This window comes from uncultured Lactobacillus sp. (assembly GCF_902491705.1).
GTDB lineage: Bacteria > Bacillota > Bacilli > Lactobacillales > Lactobacillaceae > Lactobacillus.
The window spans coordinates 21,150-44,644 of record NZ_CABUIW010000007.1; the positions used below are offsets into that span (position 1 = coordinate 21,150).

The following is a 23,495-nucleotide window of genomic DNA, read 5'->3' on the forward strand; positions in this document are numbered from 1 at the left end:
ATAGGATGAATATTATGCTAGCAAGCTGTATTGCTTTAGTTAGTTCGCTGATTTTAACAGTGATTTTTATACCGTTGTTGATTAAGTTCATGCGTTCACACCATGAAGGACAAGAGATTCGTGATGAAGGTCCTAAATGGCACCAGAAGAAATTTGGTACCCCAACAATGGGAGGAACAGTCTTTGTTATTGCTGCTGTTCTTTCAGTTATTTGGGTTACTGCATGGCAACATAGTTTAAATAAAGTGGTTTGGATTTTAGTTATCAGTTTATTAGGCTATGGTGTTATCGGTTTTCTAGATGATGGAATTAAAATTTATTTCAAGCGTAATTTAGGTTTGAGAGCATGGCAAAAATTGGCTCTTCAAATCATTATTGCGATTGTAATTGTTTGGATTGCTTCAAGTGATCACTTCCAATTTGGTTTGTACATTCCATTTGCCGGAGTCGTACATAGCGTTGTTTTGTTCACTATCTTTATTATTTTCTGGCTTGTTGGTTTTTCAAACGCTATTAACTTGTCAGATGGACTTGATGGATTAGCTACTGGTTTGTCAGTTGTTGCATATGGTACATACGCTTATATTGCATTTAAACAAAAGAATTTTGCTGTTTTGGCCTTTTGTATGAGTGTAATTGGTGGTTTACTTGCCTTCTTTATTTTCAACCATAAGCCAGCTAAGATCTTTATGGGGGATGCCGGTTCACTTGCCTTAGGTGGTGGACTTGCTACCATAAGTATTATGCTTAATAGACCATGGTCACTTTTGCTTGTCGGAATTGTCTTTGTTTGTGAAACTGCTAGTGTAATTTTGCAGGTAATTTCATTCCAAACAACAGGTAAGAGAATCTTTAAGATGACTCCTATTCACCACCACTTTGAAATGCTTGGCTGGTCTGAATGGAAAGTTGACATTGTATTTTGGATTGTTGGTTTAATTGGTAGTATTTTGTATTTAGCAATTTGGGGATAAAAAATGAAGGATATTAAAACTTATACTGATAAGAATATTTTAGTTTTAGGTTTAGGTAAAAGTGGTTTTGCAGTAAGTGAATTGCTTTTAAAATTAGGTGCTAAGTTAACCTTGAATGATAAGGCTGACCTTGATAAAAATGAAAAAGCACAAGAATTGAAAGCTAGAGGCGTTCGTGTAATTGGTGGACATCACCCAGTTGACTTACTTGAAAAAGAACACTTTGATTATTTGGTTAAAAACCCTGGGATTCCTTACGAAAACCCAATGGTACAAAAAGCTGAAGAATTAAATATCCCAATCATTACTGAACCAGAAATCGCATTAAGTTGTAGTGAAGCACCTTATGTTTGTGTAACTGGATCAAATGGTAAGACTACTACAGTAATGCTTACCCAAAGAATTTTGGATCATCATTTGCAAAAGTCAGGTCACCACGCATACGCTGTTGGTAACATTGGTGTGCCCATTTCAGAAGTTGTACCTAAGGCTACTAAAGACGATATTTTGGTAGTTGAAATTTCAAGTTTCCAACTTTTAGGTGTAACTGATATTGATCCTAAGGTTGCAGCAATTGTTGATATTTACAACAACGTTCACTTGGACTACCACAAGACCTTTGAAAACTACGTTAATGCTAAATTGAATGTAACTAGAACTCAAACTAGTGATGATTACTTTATTGCTAACTACGATCAAAAAGATATTTTAGCTAAGGAAAAAGAAGTATCCCCAGCTAAGATGCAAACCTTCTCAGAAACTGATCACAATGCAGATTACTTCATTGGCGATGAATATCTTGAAAGTCAAAACGAAAAGATCATGAAGATTGCTGATATCAAGTTGCCAGGTATCCATAACTTACAAAACAGTTTGGTAGCTGTTGCTATTTCTAAGATTATGGGTGCAGATAACGATGATATTGCAGCAGTCTTAAGTACTTTTGCTGGTGCTAAGCATCGTTTGCAATATGTAACAACACTTGATGGTCGCAAGGTTTATAATGATTCTAAGTCAACTAATATTGAAGCTGCTACAGTAGCTATCCCTGCCTTCAATGAACCTGAAGTATTAATTGCTGGTGGTTTGGATAGAGGTTTCACCTTCGATGACTTAGTGCCATTATTTAAAAAGCACGTTAAGGCAATCGTTCTTTACGGTGAAACTAAGTATCTTTTAGCTGATGCAGCTAGAAAAGCTGGCATTAAGGATATCGTGATCGTTAATACTCTTCAAGAAGCTGTTCCAAGAGCTTATGAATTAACTGAACCTGGTGACGTAATGTTGTTCTCACCAGCTTGTGCTTCATGGGATCAATTTAGAACTTTTGAAGAACGTGGCGATTACTTTGTTAGATTTGTTAGGGAATTAAAGACTAAATAAAAATGAGAGTTATATTTACAGGCGGCGGCACTGGTGGCCACATTTACCCAATCATGGCAATTATTGAACGTTTGAAAGAACGTGGAATTAGCAAGAACGACGAGATCTTATTTGTAGGTACGCAAAAAGGTTTGGAATCAAAGATTGTTCCTGCTGCTGGAGTTAATTTTAAAACTATTAAAATCCAGGGCTTTAACCGCAAGCATCCATTAAAGAACTTTGAAACGATCAAGTTATTCTTGCAAGCTACTAAAAGTGCTCGAAAGATTTTACAAGAATTTAAGCCAGATGTTGTTTTAGGTACTGGTGGTTACGTTAGTGGTGCCATGGTTTATGAAGCAGCTAAAATGCATATTCCAACCATGATTCATGAATCAAACTCTGTAGTTGGTTTAGCTAACAAGTTTTTGGGTCACTATGTTGACAAGATTTGTTACACCTTTGACGATGCTGCTAAAGAATTTCCTGAAAAAAAGAAATTGGTTAAAACTGGTAACCCTCGTTCACAACAAGTTTTAGGCTTGAATGAAGAAAAGATCGACATCAAGAAAGAATGGGGTCTTAACCCACAAATGCCAACAGTTTTGGTCTTTGGTGGTTCACGTGGTGCTTTAGCAATCAACCGTATCATGCTTAAATCATTAATGACTCTTAAAAAGAAGCCATATCAAATTATTTGGGCTACTGGTACTTATTACTTTGATTCTGTACAAAAGAAGTTAAAGGACATTGATATTGGTACTAATATTAAAATCGTGCCATATATTCAAAATATGCCTGGACTTTTACCCCAAATGACCTGTGTTGTTTCTAGATCAGGTGCTACCAGTATTGCAGAATTTACTGCATTGGGTGTTCCAGTAATCTTGATTCCAAGTCCAAATGTAACCCATAACCACCAAATGAAGAACGCACTTGATTTGGAAAAGGCCGGAGCTGCATTAGTTATTCCTGAAGATGATTTAAATCCAAATAATTTTGTCTCTTCAATTGATCACATTTTGCTTGATGAAAAATATGCTAATGAAATGAGCAAAGCTTCTAAAGCATTAGGTGTTCCAGATGCCTCTGATCAAGTAATTAAAGTAATGCAAGAAATTTCTCGTTAGAAAGCAGGTGAGGCAGATGGCGAAAAAGCCGGTAACTAAAATTGATCCAAGAAAAGAATTGTCTCCGTACTTGAATCATGAATTTAATCAGCAGAAAAATAGTCGCAAGGGACAAGCCAAAATCTCTGCCTCGCTTTCTAGTCTGCAAGCTGAAAGACGTCGTTCATTAAGACGCAGGCTAGGCTTAATAATGACTGTTTCAATTTTAGCAGTTGCAGGTTTAGGCTATTATATTTCGCCCTTAGCAAATATTAGTACAGTTAAAGTAGTGGGTGCTGATGATTTGCCAATTAAGAAAATCGTCAAGGTTTCTAAGATTAAGGCGAGCGATAAGGTTTTTGACTATTTGTTTCAACAAAAAGATTTAAGTCAAAAATTATCTAAAGAATTTCCTGAAATTCAAAGTGCTCAGGCACATTTAGGTCATATTAACCAATTGATTTTACAGGTTAATGAACGACCAACCGTCGGTTATTTAAAAGATGGTGATAATTATCGCAAGATCTTGAATAATGGCAAAATTAGTAGTCAGTCTTTGACCTGGTCAAAGGTAAATCAAGACAAGCCTATTTTTGTTGGTTACAATAAGTCTGGTTCCTTAAAAGAAGATTTAAAATTGTTTAATAGTTTACCTGAAAACTTCAAAAATCAAGTAAAATTATTAAGTGGGAACACTAGACGAAATTCACAAATTATTTTTGTTATGAAAGATGGCAATGTAGTTGTGGGTAATGTTGTTACTATTAAAGATAAGATTAAATACTACGATGAAATTCGAATAAAAGCTGGCAAAAATAGTTTAATTGATTTAGAAGTAGGCGCATTTAGTAGACCTTTAACTTCAAGTGAGAAGAAGGCTTACGGCATATCGTAACTGCTTTATATGTTTATCTATGTTAAAATTTTTTCAGGGCAAATATTAATGGGGGCTTAATTTTGGAGAACTCAAATCTTTTAGTGGGACTTGACATAGGAACCACAAGTATAAAAGCCGTTGTCGCAGATGCGGGTAAAGTGATTGGTGCAGTTACTACGCCTAATTCTGGTATGAGACATGGTCAAATTGTTGATATTGATCAAACTGCTGCGGCAATTAGTAGAGCACTTAAGAGCGTAGCTGAAAAGACCAATGCTAATATTTATAGTGTTGTTGCTGGCATTCCTGTAGGGATGCTGCAACTAGAAACAGCTACAGGTTTTAGTAATGTAGGCGAACAAGGACAAGAAGTAAGTGATGGCGATGTTAAACGCGCTATCCAATCGGCCATTCATTCTGCAGTTAAGGATAATCGTGAAGCCATTACTTTTTTACCAAGTCGTTTCTTAATCGATGGTAAAACTGAAGTTGATGATCCAAGAAAGATGATTGCTCGTTCATTGGGTGTGAGTGGAATTTTGCTCACTGCTCCAACGGGTCCATTGCATAATATTAAAAAGGCAATTGAGCGAGCAGGTTATCATAATAACTTTTTCGTACCAACTCCACTAGCAATTTCAAGTATTGCTTTAAACGAAAGCGAGCGTACTTTTGGATCAGTTATTATTGACCTAGGTGGCGGTGTAAGTACTGCAACTGTTATTAAAGATGGTCAAATTAAGTATGCTAATATTGACTTGGAAGGCGGCAGCGATATCACTAATGATATCTCAACTGTTTTAAGCATTTCTAAGAGTGATGCGGAACAAATCAAGTTGGATTATGGTTATGCAGATCCTGATTTTGCCTCAAAGAATGATAAATTTGCGATTAATAGCGTTGGTGCCAATGGTCAACAAATGATCGATGAGGTATATCTTAGTGAGATTATTAATGCCCGCTTAGAACAAATCCTAACTAGATTGGGTAAAGGTCTTGCTAAACACCATGCTTTAAAGCAACCAGGTGGTATTGTAATCACTGGTGGTACTAGCCTTCTTCAAGGAATTGATACCTTGACAGCTAATGGCTTAAATGTAAAAGCTCGTATTTATCAACCTGATCAAATTGGCATGCGTAGCCCAATTTATACTGCTGCTTATGGTATTGTAAATTACTCATACAAGATGTCAGAAATTGACTATTTAGTTAATGGAGTAATTTACGGCTTTGGTGAAAGCGTATCTGCAGAACCTGTTCAAGCAAAAAGTACCAAGATTTCGAAAAGTACAGCTTCTAATAGTGAAAGTGAAGAAAAAGAAGCTTATAATAGAAACAAAATGTCCGCCGAAGATGCAACTTCTACGGATGAAAAAGATAATAATCAAGAAAAAACTAATGGCTTAAAGAGTTTCTTCAAGAAATTCTTTGATTAAAGGTGGTTAATTTAATGGATTTTACATTCGATTCAGACGACAATAAAAATGCTGTCATCAAAGTTATTGGTGTTGGCGGTGCCGGTGGCAATGCTGTTAACCGAATGATTGACGATGGTGTACAAGGCGTTTCCTTTATTGCAGCAAACACTGATGTGCAAGCTTTAAACAGCAATAAGGCTGAAAACAAGATTCAATTAGGGCCAAAACTTACACGTGGTTTAGGTGCCGGTTCACATCCAGAAGTTGGACAAAAAGCAGCTGAAGAAAGTGAACAAACAATTGAAGATGCACTAAAAGGTGCAGATATGATTTTCATTACTGCTGGTATGGGTGGTGGTACCGGTACTGGTGCTGCTCCTGTAGTAGCTAAAATTGCACGTGAGACAGGTGCTTTGACTGTTGGTGTAGTTACTCGTCCATTCAGTTTTGAAGGCCCTAAGCGTTCAAAAAACGCCGCTGAAGGTATTACTCAACTTAAGCAATACGTTGATACTTTAGTTATTATTGCTAACAACCGTTTGCTTGAAATGGTAGATAAGAAGACCCCTATGATGGATGCCTTCAAGGAAGCAGACAATGTCTTGAAGCAAGGTGTTCAAGGTATTTCAGACCTGATTACTTCAACTGACTACGTTAACTTGGACTTTGCTGATGTTAAGACTGTTATGGAAAACCAAGGTGCAGCCTTAATGGGTATTGGTCGTGCTAGTGGCGAAAACAGAACTGTTGAAGCTACTAAGTTGGCTATTTCTTCACCACTTCTTGAAGTTTCAATTGATGGTGCAAAGCAAGTTCTTCTTAACATTACTGGTGGACCTGACCTTACTTTGTTTGAAGCACAAGATGCTTCAGAAATTGTTTCTAAGGCTGCTGGTGATGATGTTAACATCATCTTCGGTACTTCAATTAATCCTAACTTAGGTGATGAAGTTGTCGTAACTGTTATTGCAACAGGTATCGATTCTGAAGCTGAAGAAGCTGCTTCAAAGCAATTACCAGGACGCAGTCACCAAATTAAGGCTCAACCTAAGAAGGAAGAACCAGAAGTTAATAAGACTGTTCAACCTGAAAATCAACCAGTTGATCGTCCACAAACAGTTCATCCTGCTTCTGAGTCAGAAGAAAAGCATGCAGCTCCAAAGCAAACTATGGTAGATCCTACTAGTGTTTGGGGCTTAAATGATAACCAAGATAATCAAAGAAGAAATGCAAAGCCTGCTGAACCAAAGAAAGATCAAGACAGCTTTGAAGCTTTTAATAATGAAGGCCAAGACAGCATTTCTCAAATTGAAACTAGTGCTCAAGATGACGATGATGACAATAGCGATATTCCATTCTTCAAGCATCGTGGCGAAAACTAGTAGCGGAGGTAGATGAAGATGGCTTTTGATAAATTAGGCAGATTCTTTGGAATTTCAAACGATGAAGAATTATCAAATGATGAAGAAGAATATGCTCCTCAAAATAACGAAAACAATACAGATGTACCTCTAAATTCTGTAAATCGCGATAATGTAGTATCAATTAAATCCGGTTTAAATTCATCTAAAAGCAAAATTGTATTGTATGAGCCTAGAGTTTATTCAGATGCTAAAGATGTTGCACAAAACTTGCTTAATAATAAAGCAGTTGTAATTAACTTTAGTAGAATGGAAGATAATTCAGCTCGTAGAATTGTTGATTTCATTACAGGAACAGTTTATGCCTTGAATGGTGAAATCCAACGTATCGGTGACAGAATCTTTTTGGCTACGCCACCTAAGTTTGTTACTGATGGAAAAATTAGTGATTTAGTGGATAAGAAAGATAACTTGAGTTAATGTTCAACGTATTACATGTAATTTATTTAATACTTACTTGGGTATTATGGCTCTACAGTCTTTTTATTGTAATAGATGCAATTATGAGCTGGTTACCAATGTTAAGAAATTCAGTTGTGGGACGCTTTTTGGATAAAGTCGTTAACCCATACTTGAATTTGTTTAGAAGAGGGCCATTAGCTAAATTAGCTTATTCAACGGGAATTGATGTTTCTCCGATAATTGCATTATTCATTTTGTATTTTGTACAAAATTATGTCTTGATTTGGATTTTTAATCTTTTATTGAGGTTATTAGGTTAATGGAACGTAGACAAGCAAGTAAGTTTTACCCACATTTTAATCAAGAAGAAAGACCAGTAATTGACTATTTTACTGGTCTTTTTAATCAATTAATTTTTAAACATGAACCAATTTTGACGGATTTTTTGGATCCGGCTAAAAGAGATATCTTAAAAACAATTGTTGGTAATGATGCTTTTATTCAAGAGTACGGCGGCTATCCTAATGCAGAGAAAAAGAGGGCATTTTTAAGTGAGGAGTGGGTCAATCTTCGACCAGAAGATTATCAGATTCAGCCTTATGAAATCAACTACCCACAAAAATTTATTCAAATTAACCATAGTGCAGTCTTAGGAACTTTAGCAAATTCAGGCATTGATACCGATACTTTTGGCGATATTATTACTGACGAAAGCGGTAAGTGGCAATTCTTTGCTAAAAAAGAATTAAATGATTTCTTTGAAGAACAAATCGATCGAGTAGGAAGAGCTCAAGTAAAATTAAAGCCGATTTCTTTTAAAGAAGTTTTGGTGCCAGAAGATGATTCTAGTGAAAAAACAGAAGTTGTAGCTTCTATGAGAATCGATGCTGTTTTATCTGGGATTAGCAAACAAAGCCGTGGTCAAATCCAAAAGATGATTAATAGCAATTTAGTCAAATTAAATTGGCATGACATAGCAGATTCTAATATAATGGTAAAAGAAAACGATGTCTTAAGTTTAAGACATTTTGGTCGAATTTTAATTGAGGATATTTCGGCTACAAGAAAAGGTAAGTATAAGGTGGTGCTCAAACTTTGGCAAACAAAGAAGCAAAATTAACTCCAATGGATATTCATAATAAGGAGTTTAAATCCAGAGGCCGTAATGGATATGACCGCTATGAAGTAGATAGTTTCTTAGATGAAATTGTTGATAATTATGGGGATGCGCTTGACCAAATCGTTGATTTAAAGAATGAAGTTGTATCTTTAAATAATAAAAATAAAGATTTACAAGCACAGGTTGATAAATATAACGATAAAAAGAGGTCAATCAATAAGTCTCTTGTTTCTGCTCAACAAAATGCAGATGAAATGAAAAAAAGAGCAGAAGCAGAGGCTAAGCGTGTTGTTGCAGAAGCTAAAAAGCAAGCTGAAACTGATACAAGTTATCAGAAGCAACAACAAGAAGTTATTTCAAGTGATTACAAACGTTTGAAAGAACAAATTGGTGAATTCCGCAATCGCATGCAAGCAATGTTGCAAGCTGAAATTGATAATTTAAACGATGAACGTTGGCAACATGCTTTGGACGAATATTTCCATACTCAACGTTTTTATCCAGGTAATGGTGCTGAACCCGTTCCTGCAGGTCCAGAAAGCCAAGAAGAAGAGTTTGCTCGTGAAGCTGCGTTAGATGATGACGACGAAGATGTTGACAATTATGATGAAGATGACGTAAACTTTTCTCAAGACCCTGATGATTTAAGTTTAGATCCGCCAGATGATCCAGATGACACTGACGATGATGATTCTGCTCCTAAGCCAATGACAGGGGACAGTCCGAGTCATGAAACAATTAATATTAAACCTGAGACTACTAATAATTTAGGCTCAAAGATTGTTTTTCCGGACAATTACAAAAAATAGATAATTAGATTGACAGTAAAACTTGATGGCAAATCAGCGAGTTAGTGATGGTGTGAGACTAACATAAGAGCCGGATAGTTGATCAGCTGCCTATTAATCTAAACGCCTTTTGCACGTTACGCAAAGTTAAGTGGAACTCTTTTAGAGTTCAATTTAGGTGGTACCACGGTTAACCTCGTCCTAATTTTGGACGAGGTTTTCTTTTTTTAGAAAGGAATTAAGTTAATGAGAATTAAGGATACGCTTAATTTAGGTAAAACTAAATTTAAGATGCGCGGTAATTTACCTGTTCGTGAAGCTCAATGGCAAAAAGAATGGGAAGAAAATGATTTATACGAACAAAGATTGAAGTTAAATGAAGGTCATCCTCGTTTTGACTTACACGATGGCCCTCCATTTGCCAACGGTAATATTCACATGGGTCACGCTTTGAACAAGATTTCAAAGGACATCATTGTTCGTTACAAGAATATGAATGGTTACTACGCACCATACGTTCCAGGTTGGGATACTCACGGCCTTCCAGTTGAACAACAATTGGCTAAAAAGGGCGTAGACCGTAAGACAATGGATCGTGCTAAATATCGTGAACTTTGTCGTCAATATGCTGAAGAACAAATTCAAAAGCAAATGACTGACTTCAAGCGTCTTGGTGTAATGGCAGATTGGGATCACCCATACATTACTTTGCAACATGACTTTGAAGCACAAGAAATTCGTGTCTTCGGTGAAATGTTTAAGAAGGGCTACATTTACAAGGGCTTAAAGCCAGTTTATTGGTCATGGTCAAGTGAATCTACTTTAGCTGAAGCTGAAGTTGAATATCATGATATCAAGTCACCAAGAATCTATGTAGCATTTCCAATTAAAGACGGTAAAGGTAAGTTGGGTTCAGATGTATCACTTGTAATTTGGACTACTACCCCTTGGACTATTCCAAGTAATGTAGGTATTACCCTTAACCCTAAGTTTGACTACTCAGTAGTTGAAGTTAATGGCAAGAAATACGTTATCGGTACTGATCGTTTACCAGCAGTAGCTGAAGATTTGGGTTGGAAAGATTACAAAGTCTTAAAGCACATGGCTGGTACAGAATTCGATCGTATGACTTACAAGCACCCACTTTACGACATAACTGGTTTAGTTATGAACGATGCTTATGTTACTGATGACGATGGTACTGGTTTAGTTCACAACGCAACTGGTTTTGGTGAAGATGACTACCGTGTTGGTCAAAAGTATGGCATCCCTGTCTTCAGTCCAATGGATGCACAAGGTCGCTTTACTAAAGATGTTCCAGACCCAGATTTAGTAGGTATGTTCTACGATGATGCTAATAAGGTTGTTGCAGATAAATTGAAGAAGGCTGGCGCACTTCTTAAGTTAAGCTTCTTTACTCACTCATACCCACACGATTGGCGTACTAAGAAGCCAGTTATCTATCGTGCAACTACACAATGGTTTGCTTCAATTGACAAGTTTAGAGATCAAATTCTTGATCAAATTGAAAAAGCAAAATTTATTCCTACATGGGGTAAGACTCGTCTTTACAACATGATTAAAGACCGTGGCGACTGGGTAATTTCACGTCAACGTGCTTGGGGTGTTCCACTTCCAATTTTCTACGCAGAAGATGGTACTCCAATCGTTACTCCAGAAACTATTAACCATATTGCTGATATCTTTGAAAAAGAAGGCTCAAACGCTTGGTACACTCATACTGCCAAGGAATTGTTGCCAGACGGCTTTACTTCAGAACATTCACCAAATGGCAAGTTTACTAAAGAAACAGATATCCTTGATGTTTGGTTTGACTCAGGTTCTTCATGGTCAGGCGTTATGGAAAAACGCGATGGCTTGCACTACCCAGCTGATCTTTACCTTGAAGGTAGTGACCAATACCGTGGTTGGTTCAACTCAAGTTTGATTACTTCAGTTGCCGTAACTGGCAAGGCTCCTTATAAAGAAGTATTGTCACAAGGTTTCGTATTGGATGATAAGGGCCACAAGATGTCTAAGTCTCTTGGTAACGTTATTTCACCAAACGACGTCATCAAGAAGATGGGTGCCGAAATCATTAGACTTTGGGTTGCTCAAGCTGATACTACTTCTGATGTTGCAGTTTCAATGGGTATTTTGCAACAATCAGCAGAAAGCTACAGAAAGATCAGAAATACTTTCCGTTACATGTTAGCTAACACTAGTGACTTTGATCCAAAGGAAAACCGTGTTGCTTACGATGATCTTCGTTCAGTTGACCAATACATGGAAGTTAAGTTAAATGACTTGGTAAAGGAATGCTTGGCTGCATATGACAAGTTTGACTTTACTTCAGTATTCAAGAAGGTCTTCAACTTTATTTCTAATGATCTTTCAGCATTCTACCTTGATTTTGCTAAGGACGTTCTTTACATTGAAAGAGAAGACAGCAATGCACGTCGCTCAATGCAAACTGTTATTTACGATGCTGCAGTTAAGTTGGCTAAGATCTTGACTCCAATTTTGCCACACACTATGGAAGAAATTTGGGGCTTCTTGAAGGAACCAGAAGACTACGTACAACTTGCTAACATGCCTAAGGTTGAAAGTTATGCAAACCACGATGAACTTCTTGAAAACTGGGCTAAGTTTATGAAGCTTCGTGATGACGTATTAAAGGCATTGGAAGATGCAAGAAATAAGAAGTTAATCGGTAAGTCATTTGAAGCAGCTGTAACTATTTATCCTGATAAGGAAACTAAGGCTATGCTTGATGATTTAGATGCTGACTTCAGACAAATTTTGATCGTATCTAAGTTAACTATTGCTGATGGCGATGCACCTGAAAATGTTGAAAAATTGAATAATGCAAGTATCGTAGTTGAACATGCTGAAGGCGAAGTTTGTCCTCGTTGTAGAATGATCAGAACCGATATTGGTGAAGATCCTAAGTTGCCAAAACTTTGTGGTCGTTGTGCCAAGATTGTAGAAGCTGATTATCCAGAAGCTGTTCAAGAAGGATTAGAAGACTAATGCGTTTAGGTACTGTTAAACAATTCGATGATGGTAGCAGCTATGGCTTTATCGAAGATGATAAAAATCACAAATCATACTTTGTCTTTTATAAGGCCATTAAAGAAGAAGGCTATAAAACTTTAAAAGTAGGCGATAGAGTTAAGTATCAATTAGCTCAAGGAAAAAATGGCCTACAATGTGTTAACGTTTATTTAGCCTAAAAGGAGACAAGAGACTTAGTGGATTTAAAAGAAACAGAAATCTCTTCACAGCAGATTTTTCAAGGACGAATTTTAGATTTATCCGTTCGTACAATCAAGCTTCCTAATGGTGAAACTGCAACAAGAGAAATAATCAAGCACCGTCCAGCATCTGGTGTAATTGCTATTAATGATGAACAAAAGATGCTTTTAGTAAAGCAATGGCGTGAAGCAATTAAGCAATTGACGCTAGAAATACCAGCAGGATTAATTGATCCTACAGATGCTAGTCCTCTTGATGCAATGAAGCGTGAATTAAATGAAGAGGGCGGCTATAAGGCAGAATATTGGGAAAAGGTAAGTGAATTTTACTCAAATCCAGGCTTCTGTGATGAAAAGATGTATCTTTTCTACTGTGATACTTTAACTAAACTTACTGATAAGCGTTCATTAGATGAAGATGAATTCTTGACTGCTGATTGGTATAGCTTAGATGAATTGAAGAATTTGCTATCTGAAGGAAAAATTGTTGATGCTAAGACTATTTACGCAATTACTGTTTGGGAAAACATGTTATTGCGTAATGCTCAAAGCGAGAATAAAGAATAACAATGACAGAAAAACGCTCTGATTATCGTAAGAGACAGAAAAAGAATTTATTCGGTAAAGTTAAATCTGCCTTTTCAGATAATGATTCAGAAGAAGTAGATGTTAATCCCGATTTTACAAAGGATAAGCCGGCAGAAATGCCGCGTCGTCCTTTGGCTGGGGATGGACAAGAATTTTATCAGCATGATGAACCGATTGATAAAGAAGCAGTACGTGAAAATAAGGCTTTAAAACTGAAAAAAAGATTGAATCGTGCTATTCTGTTAGTAATCGTGTTGATTGTTTTAGTGCTGCTTGCACTATTTCATTTATAATTTGGAAATGAGGAATAAGATGAAGATTGCGATTATCGTCCCAATGGCTGAAGAAGCTGAATTTTATCGTAATCATTTCCATTCAGAAAATAAAGAAATGTTCGGATCGACTGAATTCGAACATTTTTCTGTTAATGGCAATGATGTATATTTAGGCTTAAGTGGTATTGGCAAAGTCCAAGCAGCCATGAACCTTTCTAGTTTATTAACTAGTGTTGATATTGATGTAATATTTATGACTGGTTCAGCCGGTGCTCTTAAAGAAGATGTTCATCAAGAAGATCTTGTATTACCTAATGCTTTTGCATATTATGATGCACACAATACTGCAGCTGGTGATTATGTGGAAGGACAAATCCCTCAACAACCAGCCCAATTTGTACTTGATTCACCAGAACGTGATGCCTTTGCAAATTATTTAAATAAGCAAAATGTTGCATTTCGTGAAGGTTTAGTTGTAACAGGTGACTCATTTATCGCATCAAATGAACAAAAAGATATGATAAAGAAAAACTTCCCAGATGCTCTATGCGTTGAGATGGAAGGTGCGGCTTTTGCACAAGTTGCTCATGCCTTTAATAAGCCATTGGTTGCTATGCGTGCAATCTCTGATAATGGCGATGGTTCAGCTAATGAGGATTTCGATACTTTTGTAAAGAAGGTTGGAGCTAAGGCCGCTAAGTTAATTAGTGATTATGTAGAAAAGATGAATTAGAATATGCGTGAGATTTATTTAGATAATGCTGCAACAACTCCTATGTCTCCAAAGGTGATTGATGTTATTACTGATGAAATGAAAAATGATTTTGGTAATGCATCAAGTACTTATGAAATTGGGCGTAGAGCAAGAAACGTGATTGATAAGGCGCGTCATCAAATTGCGGAAAGCATTAATGCTAAAGACGGCGAAATCATTTTTACTTCAGGTGGTTCTGAAAGTAATAATACCGCAATTTTTGGAACGGCTTATGGACGTAAAAATATTGGTAAAAAAATCATTACCGATAAAATTGAACACCCATCAGTTTTGAATCCAATGAAACGTCTTGAGCAAGAAGGCTACGACATTGTCTATTTAGATGTTGATGAAAAGGGCCAAATTTCTTTAGATCAATTAAAGAAAGAATTAACGCCAGATACAATTCTAGTTTCAATCATGGCTGTAAATAACGAAGTAGGTACCAAGATGCCATTAAAAGAAATTGGTGAAATGGTCAAAGATAGTAATGCTTACTTCCACGTTGATAATGTACAAGGTATGGGTACAGTTGATATTGACGTCAAGGCCATGAACATTGACTTCTTATCAGTATCAGCTCATAAAATTAACGGACCAAAGTTTTTGGGCTTCTTGTATGAAAATTCTGATATCAGTATTCCTAACTTGGTTTTAGGTGGCGAACAAGAAGTTAAGCGTCGTGCAGGGACAGAAAATGTACCTGGAATTGCTGGCTTTGGCGAAGCCGTTAAGGAATTAACCGAAGTTGGTCGCGATAGTCTTCAAGAAAAATATGCTCATTTTCAAGATATTATCTTAAAAGCTTTAGACGATAATCATATTGATTATGAGATCAATGGCGGATATGGAGATGGCTATTCTCATCACGTATTGAATTTGTGGCTTAAGGGAGTTTCTACCACTTCTATGCAAACTAATCTTGATTTGAATGGTTATGCAGTTTCGGGTGGTTCTGCATGTACTGCAGGGTCACTTGAACCTTCACATGTTTTGATTGCATGTTTTGGTGAAGATTCTCCACGTATAAATGAATCAATTAGAATCTCATTTGGGCGTTATAATACAGATGAAGAAGTTAAATCTTTTGCACAAGAACTAGTAAAAATTGCTAAAAGAATTCAAGCAAAAAATAAATAGTTGCTTTCAAAAAGAAAGTATCTTATTATAAATAAGTGAGGAAAATTATGGCAAATACAGTTGTGATTAATGGTGATAAACGTAAGTTTACTTTAAGTTCTGATTTGAAGCTTTATGCTTTGATCGATGCAGGATTTGTAAAGACTCCAAAGGGTAATTTCAATTATGAACATCCCCTTTACAATGATTCACCTTATAATGCACCTACTAAGTTAAAGATGACTATCAATAAAGATTTGTCACATTTAACAATGGTCGTTACTGATCGCAGTGGTTTGCAAAAAGTTAATATTTTTAAGAATAAGCAATTAGCTGCTACTGTTGATCTTTTGAACTACATTTTAAAAGATCTTGAGGAGCGCAATATTTTGCTAGAGGTAAAGGATTGATTGAATAATGGTTGACAATAGTAAGATCAGAGTAGTTGTTGGTATGAGTGGCGGTGTTGATTCATCCGTTTCAGCACTTTTACTCAAACAACAAGGCTACGATGTTGTCGGCGTATTTATGAAGAACTGGGATGACACTGATGATTCCGGTGTTTGTACCGCTACAGAAGACTATGAAGATGTAAAAAAGGTAGCTGATAAAATTGGTATTCCTTATTATTCAATTAATTTTGAAAAGGAATATTGGCACCGCGTTTTCGAGTACTTCTTAAACGAATACAAGAAGGGTAGAACCCCTAACCCAGACGTAATGTGCAACAGTCAAATTAAGTTTAAGTCTTTCTTGGACTTTGCAATGGACTTGGATGCAGATTATATTGCAATGGGCCACTACGCTAAAACTGTTAAAGACGCAAATGGTGTAACTCACATGATGCGCCCAAAGGATGGTAACAAGGACCAAACTTATTTCTTGAGCCAATTGAATCAAGATCAAATTAAGAAGGTTATCTTCCCATTAGCTAACTTAACTAAGCCTCAAGTAAGAGAAATTGCTTTGGCAAATGATTTAGCTACAGCTAAGAAGAAGGATTCTACTGGTATTTGCTTCATCGGTGAAAGAAACTTCAGAAAGTTCTTGAGTGAATTTTTGCCAGCTAAGTCAGGTAAGATGGTTACTCCTGATGGCAAGGTTGTTGGTGAGCACGCAGGTTTGATGTACTACACTATTGGTCAGCGTCAAGGTTTGGGTCTTGGTTCAACCAAGGAATCAACTGATCCATGGTTTGTAGTTGGTAAGGATCTTAAGAAGAATGAATTAATCGTTGAGCAAGGTTACGATAGTCCACTTCTTTATGCTAGTCGTTTAAAGGCAAGCGATATGTCATTCTTTACTGGCAAGCCAGATCATGACTTCGAAATGCATTGCAGTGCTAAGTTCCGCTATCGTCAATGTGATATCGGTGTTACTGTTAAGTATCATGCTGCTGATAATACTGCAGATGTATACTTTGATGAGCCAGCACGTGCTGTAACTCCAGGCCAAGCTCTTGTTTTGTACAATGGCGAGGAATGTTTAGGCGGCGGCAACATCGATGCAGCTTACCAAGAAGATAAGAAGCTTCAATTAGTTTAAAATAAACCTTAAAAAGGATGTTCGTGTTTTCGAACATCCTTTTGTTTTGTGCTAAACTAGTACTAATTGATTATACGTATTTTAGGGAGATAAATATGCAAATTTATTTTGTTCGTCATGGTAAAACTGAATGGAATTTAGCAAGTCGCTTTCAAGGTGGGCATGGTGATTCACCACTTTTGCCTCAAAGTAAAGAAGATATTAAAAAATTAGGTCATCATTTAAAAGGTACTAAATTTAGAGGTATTTTTGCTAGTCCACTTGATCGTGCTTTTAATACCGCTCAAGGAATTGATGATGCAATGAATGCAAATTTACCAGTAGTAATTGATGAGCGTCTTCGTGAATTTAACTTAGGCGATATGGAAGGGATGAAATTTGCGGATGCAGAAAAGAAATTCCCTGAACAAATGGATAATTTCTGGCATCATCCTGATAAATATGATCCAACTGAACTTCATGGTGAAGATTATCCTCATGTTATTGCTCGTGGTAAATCCTTTGCTAAAGAAATGGCTGAAAGATTTCCTGATGATGATGACAAGATTTTGGCAGTTAGCCATGGTGCAGCCTTGTCAGCAATTATGGGTGGACTTTTAGGTTATCCTTTAAAAGATATTCGTAAAAATGGGGGATTAAGCAATACTAGTCTGACTGTTCTTGAAACTAAAGATGGCGGAAAAACTTTTAAACCAGTTGTTTGGAATGAAACTAGCTATTTAGGCAGAAAATTATCTAAGACGGATTCATTATAATGAGTACTAAAATAGAAGACCTTTACAATGAAGGCAAAGTAGATCAAGCTATTCATTTATTAATCAAAAAAATAGATGAAAAGCCGCAAAATGTAGAAAATTATCTGCAACTTTCTACCTATTTACTCGAGCAAGGTAGTGCAGATCAAGCACAAAAATTACTAGAACAAGCGCAACATTTAGTTAAAAAACCGCGTGAATTAAGTTATAACTTAGCTGTTTGCTACTATATGCAGGGTGATTTTGATAAGGCACTGAATTTATTAAATCAAATTCCTAACGATGATTTAACGCTTTATCAAAAAGCGCTAACTTATTTAAAACTGGGGCAAAGTCAAAAAGCTTTGGCATATGCTTTAACTATTAAGAAAATAGATGAGCGTGTTCAAGAACTTTTAGGCGATATTTGGTTAAGCATGGGTGAATCTAAACAAGCTGAGCAAATGTATTTGTCTATTCCAGAAAATAAAAGAACGGCAAAGATTTATTTCTTGCTTGGAGTAACTATTTTAGAAAAAGATCGTGATCAAGCTGAGAAGTATTTTGATCAAGCTAAACAAATGGATTCAAAATATTACCATCATGCAATGAGTCAATATGCCTCAATTATGAAAATGCTAAATGACAAGGAAAAGAAAAAATAATGGTCGAATTTACCGGTAAGGTTAACGGGATCGTTTTCGAGAACGACAAAGATTTATATAAAATTCTAGATGTTGAAATTATTGGCTCACTGGAAAACTATTCACGCGATGAAATCAAGGTGACCGGTAATTTTGGCGATATTCAAATTTCTGCTAGCTATCGTTTTGATGGCAAATTAGTGATGCATGAAAAGTTTGGTTTGCAGTTTAGAGCTAATAGCTATAAGCAAGTTTTGCCACATGAAGAAGGTTCATTAACTAAGTATTTAAGTTCTGATAAATTTCCAGGCATCGGGAAAAAGGCTGCCAATACTATTATTGATGAACTTGGGTTAAATGCTCTGGATATTTTAAAAGAAAAGCCAAGTAAAATAGATACACTGTCACTATCTAGAAAACAAAAAGATAGTTTGCTTTCTGGATTGAATTCAATGGATTCTTATTCAGAAATTGTTTTAAAACTGGCTCAGTATGGTATAAATAGACGAATAGCAGCTAATATTTATCAAATGTATCATGGAGATAGTCTAAAGAAACTTCAGACAGATCCTTATGCCGTCATTAATGATGTAACTGGTTTTGGCTTTAAATCAGCTGATATGTTGGGTAAGCAGTTAGAAATCCAAGATGATGATCCACGTAGAATAAATGGTGCGATTTATCAGGTACTAATTGATGCCTTAAGCAGCAAGGGCGATACATATGTTGAGTTAAAAGAACTCTTGACTGAAGCAAGCAAACTATTGCAAATCGGTGAATTTGATCCGATTGCCAATTGTGTTATTGCCTTGCAACAAAAGGGCAAAATCATTGTTGATGATAATAAAGCAGCACTCCAAAATATTTATCAAACAGAAGCTGATATAGCTCATTCGATGAAATATTTGGTTCAATCAAGACGTGACCAAGAAGATGAGCAATATAGTGAATCAGAGATGGATGAAGCTATTAAGTCGGCAGAAAAAGAGCTACAAATTAAATATGATGAAACGCAAAAGTTAGCAATAAAGAATGCGCTAAATCATCCTATTTCAATTTTGACTGGTGGACCAGGTACAGGTAAGACTACCATCATCAACGGAATTTTACTTGCTTTAAGAAAATTGGCTGAAATTCCGGCTTCTGCTTTATATAGTGAGGATCCACCATTTCTTTTAGCTGCTCCTACTGGCCGTGCAGCTAAGAGAATGAGCGAGATTACAGGTATTGGCGCTAAGACAATTCACCGGATGTTGGGACTTGGCATTGGGGATGCAAATGCTGGTGAACTTAATGAATTAAATGGTGAAATATTAATCATTGATGAAATGTCGATGGTTGATATGTTCTTATTCAAACAGCTTTTGTCTAGTATTAATCAAGTGCGTCATATCGTATTTGTTGGAGATAAAGATCAGCTTCCATCAGTTGGTGCTGGAAATGTGTTTAGTGATTTAATCAAGTCACAAGCATTTCCGACTACAATTTTGAAACAAATTCATAGGCAGGGTGATGATTCAACGATTATTTCACTTGCCCATGCTGTCAATGAAGGCATTGATGAACAAGCACTATTTAAGAAAACTAAAAATTATTCATTCATCAGTTGTCGTCCAGATTTAGTTGGGGATGCTGTTGGTCAAATTGTGGAACTAGCTTTAAAGCGTGGCTTTGCTAAAGACGATATTCAAGTATTAGGTGCGATGTATCATGGCAATGGTGGTGTAAATAATCTGAATGATATTATTCAAGAAATTATGAATCCACCTAAGGCTAAAAGTAAATCACTTGAAGCACATAATGAAACGTTCCGTATTGGCGACCGAATTTTGCAATTACAAAATAATCCTGAAAAAGATATCTATAATGGCCAAATTGGTAAGATAAGCAGTATCGATGAAGAGAATTCTAAAGAATGCATGGTTGCTAAATTTGATGATCGTGAAGTTACTTTCGGTCGAAAGGACTTAAATGATTTGACAAGAGCATATGCAATCACAATCCATAAATCTCAAGGTTCAGAATTTCCACTAGTAGTATTAAATTTAACAATGCAGAATTATGTAATGCTTAAACGTAATCTGCTTTATACTGCTATTACACGTGCAGAAAAGAATTTAGTACTGGTAGGCGATCCTAGGGCATTTGTTGCTGCATTTAAGACACCAGGCAATGATCGTAAAACAGGCTTAGCGCAAAAATTACGTAAGCAATTAGGTATCACAGATGAGAAAAAAGAACCTGTTAAGGAAAAAGAAGAAGGGCAAGCTGAGCCAAAGAAACCAGAGGATTATATTTTGACACCTGAAAAAATTTATTCTGGTGAAATTGATCCAATGATCGGTATGAAAGATATTCATTTATAATAAAAAAAGCCTTATGATTCCTAGATTCATAAGGCTTTTTGAATATACAAAGGCATGATATAATTAGTATGCTTAAACGCATGTTCTAAGGATATTAATTATATGGATATTACAATTATTACGCTTACAGTAGGTATAATTACCTATTGTTTTTTTCGGTCAATAAAAAACAAAAGTAAAATAAAAAAAGTAGAACTCAGTGATACGGATAAAGAGGAACTTAATAAATTAGAAAAAATAGCAGGGAAACAGTTGCCATATCGTTTTCCAAATAAGCGCGGCCTAACTTTTCAGATTGTTGAATTTGTACGACCTGGATATATTAAACGAAGAATCTTTGATCGTAATGGTCATTGCCTATTTTTAATTAAATATAATTTGGATCGAACAATTGCGGAATTTATTGAGTTTGGTGTTACAGATGGTCATTATTTTAGGAAGACTGTTTGGAACGAGAATGATGAAAAAAGCGAATTTTATCAAAATGGGAAACGCCGGATCGCAAATTTTTTACAGATAAAAACTAAATTGCAATACTATCGATCTATGGTGCAAGAGAAAAAAGCAGAAGTTATGCCACTTGAAAACGATATGAAGCAGTATGCTAACGAACTTGAAAACCATGCTTATTATCAAAAAGAGTGGGTAAAGCGTGATAAAATTACTGATACGGAATCTGTTCATTCGATTGAAAAGGCAGAGAAGTTAGATTTTACTAAAAAAAGAGATATAAGAAGGGCACTACAGCCACGAAATGTGTTGCGAGTTAGTGCAATTAATTCAGGATTTAAGACATATAACAAAAACGTTGAGAACTTTCAAAAAAGAATGTCTGATCTGCATTTAGGAGAAATTAAGCATTTGCATACTATGGATGTATTATCTGAACATGATTTGCGTCATGCTAGTAATCTTCTTGCCGGAATGGCTGCAGAAGAATTAGTGAATAAGAAGATTAAAGAGGTTCAATTTGGTAAAGTACTGATTCATAACTTAATTTTGCCATATCCGTATGGAAAGAAAACTAAGCTGGGTAATAATCAAATTGATCATTTGGTAATCGCATCTAGCGGTATTTTTTGTTTTGAAACTAAGGCTCGGACAAGTAAGAATAATTCTTATGATATGCTCAAAGATTATAGTGAAATAGCTGATCAAGTGGCTAAGCACAAGGAAAGTATCAAGTATGTCTTAGAAAAGAGCAACAATCCTGTCATTATTAATCTTTTAAAAAGGATTCCCAGTATAGATCAATTGATTCGCAACATCGTTGTGGTAGTTAGTCGTAACGAAAACGATGTTAAACTAGATAAGACTGAACGGTATCAAAGAGTAGGAATTGAGGTTTGTCAATTAGATGATATTCAATCTATCTTAGTTAAAGCTCAGAATAATATTGGTCTGCAACCCGAAGAAATATCCGCGATAGGCGAAGAGATGGCAAATAATAAAGCCTTAGAAGAAGAGAATACTTTTAGTGAAAATGTATTATTATTTGAAGATGACTTGAATTTAGACGAAAAAATAGTGGATGAACAGCTTTATCATGCTAACCAGGTAATTAAACATATAGAGCATATCAATAACTTATTAGCAGATTATTTAGCTGGTGCACGTGAGTGGAGACAGCTATATCAGCAATATAGTTATTGGAAAAAGTTTTATAATCAAGTTAGCAATTTTGCTGATGTGGAAACTTATCATTCTAAGCATCAGGTAGATAAAGAAATCTTGGATGAAATATAAAAACCAGAGGATTTTTTTCTCTGGTTTTTTACTTTAGCAGATTAAAGTGATCAATTTTAAATTTTACTTTAAAACTTTGTTTATTGACGTCTTCACCATCAATTTGAGCAAACTCAGGTTTTCTAGTCTCAACTTGAATTTCTTTAGCTTCAACATAATGGAATTGTGGCGCATTTACGTGTGAGCCATCTTTTAGCAATTTACTGAATAAAAAGATAAATTTACTTAAACTAGGCTTTTCAACGATGACCGTATCTAAATGATGACTATAAACGTCGGCTTTAGGTAAAATCGCAAAGCCACCACCAAAATATGGGTGATTAGTAGTGGTAACAAAATAGGCGTCACCATAACGTAAAGTTTGATCTTTAGTTTTAACAGTTACGGCAAATGTATCTTGTTTAGCTAATGCCTTGATGACATTCAAGCCATAAATGAAGTTGCCTAAATTAAGCTGATTTAACTTTTCTTTTAGTTGCTCATGGTTGCTTTGATAAACTATGAATGCGTCAAAACCGATCCCAAAATTGTTAACGAAATAACCAGTCTTTTCTTCTGGTATGTTAGAAGAAAAGTAGCCGCAGTCTACTTGTTCTGGTTCTGGATCATTAAGTAGATTATGAATTAATTCTCGAGGATCAGCTGTTAGACCTGCACCGCGAGCAAAATCGTTACCAGTACCAGCAGGCAAATAAGTAATAGGAGTCTCAGGATAGTTTGATGTTTTTATACCGTTTAATACTTCGTTAAACGAGCCATCTCCGCCTATTACAATTAAAATGTCATTTTTAGTTGGGTTAGTATTCGCATAATTTTTAGCCAAAGTAGTTAATTCTTTAGGAAAGCGGCTTTTTTGGCAGGTAAATGAAATATTTGATTCATTTAATACATGCTGCATTGCTGCATTAGCTTTTTTAGCATTGCCATTTCCAGCTGTTTCGTTGACTAATAAATGTACCCTTATTTGTTTGCTCATAATTAATTCTGTAGTTCTAA

At 35.9% G+C, this 23,495-nt stretch carries 23 protein-coding genes; 22 read left to right on the forward strand and 1 reads right to left on the reverse strand.

The window, feature by feature from the left end; translation table 11 throughout:
- Nucleotides 1-5: 5 nt before the first annotated feature.
- The 22 genes from mraY (at nucleotide 6) to RDN22_RS02670 (ending at nucleotide 22,499) form a co-directional block, all read left to right on the forward strand.
- Nucleotides 6-974 carry a phospho-N-acetylmuramoyl-pentapeptide-transferase gene (gene mraY, locus RDN22_RS02565; protein WP_308555608.1) on the forward strand — a complete coding sequence of 323 codons (969 nt, stop codon included), beginning with the start codon at nucleotides 6-8 and terminating at the stop codon, nucleotides 972-974.
- Nucleotides 975-977: 3 nt separating this feature from the next.
- Nucleotides 978-2,357, forward strand: a complete 1,380-nt coding sequence (gene murD / locus RDN22_RS02570; protein WP_308555610.1) for a UDP-N-acetylmuramoyl-L-alanine--D-glutamate ligase — start codon at nucleotides 978-980, stop codon at nucleotides 2,355-2,357.
- Nucleotides 2,358-2,359: 2 nt separating this feature from the next.
- On the forward strand, nucleotides 2,360-3,466 hold the full coding sequence (murG, locus tag RDN22_RS02575; protein ID WP_308555611.1) for an undecaprenyldiphospho-muramoylpentapeptide beta-N-acetylglucosaminyltransferase: 1,107 nt from the start codon (nucleotides 2,360-2,362) through the stop codon (nucleotides 3,464-3,466).
- 16 nt (nucleotides 3,467-3,482) lie between these two features.
- Nucleotides 3,483-4,340, forward strand: coding sequence for an FtsQ-type POTRA domain-containing protein (locus RDN22_RS02580; RefSeq protein WP_308555613.1), 858 nt, complete (start codon nucleotides 3,483-3,485; stop codon nucleotides 4,338-4,340).
- Between the two features lie 62 nt (nucleotides 4,341-4,402).
- Nucleotides 4,403-5,758 (forward strand): cell division protein FtsA, encoded by a 1,356-nt coding sequence (gene ftsA / locus RDN22_RS02585; RefSeq protein ID WP_308555614.1) that lies wholly within the window; start codon nucleotides 4,403-4,405, stop codon nucleotides 5,756-5,758.
- 14 nt (nucleotides 5,759-5,772) lie between these two features.
- Nucleotides 5,773-7,122 carry a cell division protein FtsZ gene (gene ftsZ, locus RDN22_RS02590; protein ID WP_308555616.1) on the forward strand — a complete coding sequence of 450 codons (1,350 nt, stop codon included), beginning with the start codon at nucleotides 5,773-5,775 and terminating at the stop codon, nucleotides 7,120-7,122.
- Nucleotides 7,123-7,140: 18 nt separating this feature from the next.
- The gene (locus RDN22_RS02595; protein WP_308555618.1) at nucleotides 7,141-7,581 is read left to right on the forward strand and encodes a cell division protein SepF; all 441 of its coding nucleotides are present in this window, start codon (nucleotides 7,141-7,143) and stop codon (nucleotides 7,579-7,581) included.
- Nucleotides 7,581-7,883: a YggT family protein gene (locus tag RDN22_RS02600; RefSeq protein WP_308555620.1), complete on the forward strand. Its 303-nt coding sequence runs from the start codon at nucleotides 7,581-7,583 to the stop codon at nucleotides 7,881-7,883. The genes RDN22_RS02595 and RDN22_RS02600 overlap by 1 nt, the downstream gene beginning before the upstream one ends.
- Nucleotides 7,883-8,683, forward strand: a complete 801-nt coding sequence (locus tag RDN22_RS02605; protein ID WP_308555622.1) for a YlmH/Sll1252 family protein — start codon at nucleotides 7,883-7,885, stop codon at nucleotides 8,681-8,683. Before RDN22_RS02600 ends, RDN22_RS02605 begins: the two co-directional genes overlap by 1 nt.
- Before the next feature lie 5 nt (nucleotides 8,684-8,688).
- Nucleotides 8,689-9,492, forward strand: coding sequence for a DivIVA domain-containing protein (locus RDN22_RS02610; protein WP_374043086.1), 804 nt, complete (start codon nucleotides 8,689-8,691; stop codon nucleotides 9,490-9,492).
- Nucleotides 9,493-9,717: 225 nt separating this feature from the next.
- Complete coding sequence (gene ileS / locus RDN22_RS02615; RefSeq protein WP_308555626.1) at nucleotides 9,718-12,504, forward strand: isoleucine--tRNA ligase; 2,787 nt, start codon at nucleotides 9,718-9,720, stop codon at nucleotides 12,502-12,504.
- Nucleotides 12,504-12,707: a cold-shock protein gene (locus tag RDN22_RS02620; RefSeq protein WP_013437635.1), complete on the forward strand. Its 204-nt coding sequence runs from the start codon at nucleotides 12,504-12,506 to the stop codon at nucleotides 12,705-12,707. Before ileS ends, RDN22_RS02620 begins: the two co-directional genes overlap by 1 nt.
- A gap of 18 nt (nucleotides 12,708-12,725) precedes the next feature.
- Nucleotides 12,726-13,295 carry an NUDIX hydrolase gene (locus RDN22_RS02625; protein WP_308555629.1) on the forward strand — a complete coding sequence of 190 codons (570 nt, stop codon included), beginning with the start codon at nucleotides 12,726-12,728 and terminating at the stop codon, nucleotides 13,293-13,295.
- A 2-nt stretch (nucleotides 13,296-13,297) separates the two neighbouring features.
- The gene (locus RDN22_RS02630) at nucleotides 13,298-13,609 is read left to right on the forward strand and encodes a hypothetical protein (protein ID WP_308555631.1); all 312 of its coding nucleotides are present in this window, start codon (nucleotides 13,298-13,300) and stop codon (nucleotides 13,607-13,609) included.
- A 19-nt stretch (nucleotides 13,610-13,628) separates the two neighbouring features.
- On the forward strand, nucleotides 13,629-14,324 hold the full coding sequence (locus RDN22_RS02635; protein WP_308555633.1) for a 5'-methylthioadenosine/adenosylhomocysteine nucleosidase: 696 nt from the start codon (nucleotides 13,629-13,631) through the stop codon (nucleotides 14,322-14,324).
- 3 nt (nucleotides 14,325-14,327) lie between these two features.
- A complete protein-coding gene (locus RDN22_RS02640; RefSeq protein WP_308555634.1) occupies nucleotides 14,328-15,485 on the forward strand; it encodes a cysteine desulfurase family protein in 1,158 nt (385 codons plus the stop codon).
- Between the two features lie 47 nt (nucleotides 15,486-15,532).
- The gene (locus tag RDN22_RS02645) at nucleotides 15,533-15,874 is read left to right on the forward strand and encodes a DUF1831 domain-containing protein (RefSeq protein WP_308555636.1); all 342 of its coding nucleotides are present in this window, start codon (nucleotides 15,533-15,535) and stop codon (nucleotides 15,872-15,874) included.
- Between the two features lie 7 nt (nucleotides 15,875-15,881).
- Entirely contained in the window at nucleotides 15,882-17,009 is a 1,128-nt protein-coding gene (gene mnmA, locus RDN22_RS02650) for a tRNA 2-thiouridine(34) synthase MnmA (protein WP_308555638.1), read from the forward strand.
- Between the two features lie 95 nt (nucleotides 17,010-17,104).
- A complete protein-coding gene (locus RDN22_RS02655) occupies nucleotides 17,105-17,764 on the forward strand; it encodes a histidine phosphatase family protein (protein ID WP_308555640.1) in 660 nt (219 codons plus the stop codon).
- Nucleotides 17,764-18,408 (forward strand): tetratricopeptide repeat protein, encoded by a 645-nt coding sequence (locus RDN22_RS02660; RefSeq protein WP_308555642.1) that lies wholly within the window; start codon nucleotides 17,764-17,766, stop codon nucleotides 18,406-18,408. Before RDN22_RS02655 ends, RDN22_RS02660 begins: the two co-directional genes overlap by 1 nt.
- Nucleotides 18,408-20,753 (forward strand): ATP-dependent RecD-like DNA helicase, encoded by a 2,346-nt coding sequence (locus RDN22_RS02665; protein ID WP_308555644.1) that lies wholly within the window; start codon nucleotides 18,408-18,410, stop codon nucleotides 20,751-20,753. The genes RDN22_RS02660 and RDN22_RS02665 overlap by 1 nt, the downstream gene beginning before the upstream one ends.
- Nucleotides 20,754-20,855: 102 nt before the next feature.
- Nucleotides 20,856-22,499, forward strand: coding sequence for a nuclease-related domain-containing protein (locus RDN22_RS02670; protein ID WP_308555646.1), 1,644 nt, complete (start codon nucleotides 20,856-20,858; stop codon nucleotides 22,497-22,499).
- Nucleotides 22,500-22,527: 28 nt separating this feature from the next.
- On the opposite strand, the gene RDN22_RS02675 is transcribed toward RDN22_RS02670, so the two are convergent.
- Complete coding sequence (locus RDN22_RS02675; RefSeq protein ID WP_308555648.1) at nucleotides 22,528-23,475, reverse strand: diacylglycerol kinase family lipid kinase; 948 nt, start codon at nucleotides 23,473-23,475, stop codon at nucleotides 22,528-22,530.
- Between the last annotated feature and the right edge of the window lie 20 nt (nucleotides 23,476-23,495).

Excerpts from the sequence above, each read along its gene's own strand:
- RDN22_RS02595 (WP_308555618.1), top strand. The coding sequence starts at position 7,141 with ATGGCTTTTGATAAATTAGGCAGATTCTTTGGAATTTCAAACGATGAA.
- RDN22_RS02655 (WP_308555640.1), top strand. The coding sequence starts at position 17,105 with ATGCAAATTTATTTTGTTCGTCATGGTAAAACTGAATGGAATTTAGCA.
- RDN22_RS02610 (WP_374043086.1), top strand. The coding sequence starts at position 8,689 with ATGGATATTCATAATAAGGAGTTTAAATCCAGAGGCCGTAATGGATAT.
- ileS (WP_308555626.1), top strand. The coding sequence starts at position 9,718 with ATGAGAATTAAGGATACGCTTAATTTAGGTAAAACTAAATTTAAGATG.
- mraY (WP_308555608.1), top strand. The coding sequence starts at position 6 with ATGAATATTATGCTAGCAAGCTGTATTGCTTTAGTTAGTTCGCTGATT.
- RDN22_RS02600 (WP_308555620.1), top strand. The coding sequence starts at position 7,581 with ATGTTCAACGTATTACATGTAATTTATTTAATACTTACTTGGGTATTA.
- RDN22_RS02635 (WP_308555633.1), top strand. The coding sequence starts at position 13,629 with ATGAAGATTGCGATTATCGTCCCAATGGCTGAAGAAGCTGAATTTTAT.
- RDN22_RS02670 (WP_308555646.1), top strand. The coding sequence starts at position 20,856 with ATGGATATTACAATTATTACGCTTACAGTAGGTATAATTACCTATTGT.
- RDN22_RS02630 (WP_308555631.1), top strand. The coding sequence starts at position 13,298 with ATGACAGAAAAACGCTCTGATTATCGTAAGAGACAGAAAAAGAATTTA.
- RDN22_RS02640 (WP_308555634.1), top strand. The coding sequence starts at position 14,328 with ATGCGTGAGATTTATTTAGATAATGCTGCAACAACTCCTATGTCTCCA.
- mnmA (WP_308555638.1), top strand. The coding sequence starts at position 15,882 with ATGGTTGACAATAGTAAGATCAGAGTAGTTGTTGGTATGAGTGGCGGT.
- ftsZ (WP_308555616.1), top strand. The coding sequence starts at position 5,773 with ATGGATTTTACATTCGATTCAGACGACAATAAAAATGCTGTCATCAAA.
- RDN22_RS02580 (WP_308555613.1), top strand. The coding sequence starts at position 3,483 with ATGGCGAAAAAGCCGGTAACTAAAATTGATCCAAGAAAAGAATTGTCT.
- RDN22_RS02660 (WP_308555642.1), top strand. The coding sequence starts at position 17,764 with ATGAGTACTAAAATAGAAGACCTTTACAATGAAGGCAAAGTAGATCAA.
- RDN22_RS02665 (WP_308555644.1), top strand. The coding sequence starts at position 18,408 with ATGGTCGAATTTACCGGTAAGGTTAACGGGATCGTTTTCGAGAACGAC.
- murG (WP_308555611.1), top strand. The coding sequence starts at position 2,360 with ATGAGAGTTATATTTACAGGCGGCGGCACTGGTGGCCACATTTACCCA.
- RDN22_RS02675 (WP_308555648.1), bottom strand. The coding sequence starts at position 23,475 with ATGAGCAAACAAATAAGGGTACATTTATTAGTCAACGAAACAGCTGGA.
- RDN22_RS02645 (WP_308555636.1), top strand. The coding sequence starts at position 15,533 with ATGGCAAATACAGTTGTGATTAATGGTGATAAACGTAAGTTTACTTTA.
- RDN22_RS02620 (WP_013437635.1), top strand. The coding sequence starts at position 12,504 with ATGCGTTTAGGTACTGTTAAACAATTCGATGATGGTAGCAGCTATGGC.
- RDN22_RS02605 (WP_308555622.1), top strand. The coding sequence starts at position 7,883 with ATGGAACGTAGACAAGCAAGTAAGTTTTACCCACATTTTAATCAAGAA.
- murD (WP_308555610.1), top strand. The coding sequence starts at position 978 with ATGAAGGATATTAAAACTTATACTGATAAGAATATTTTAGTTTTAGGT.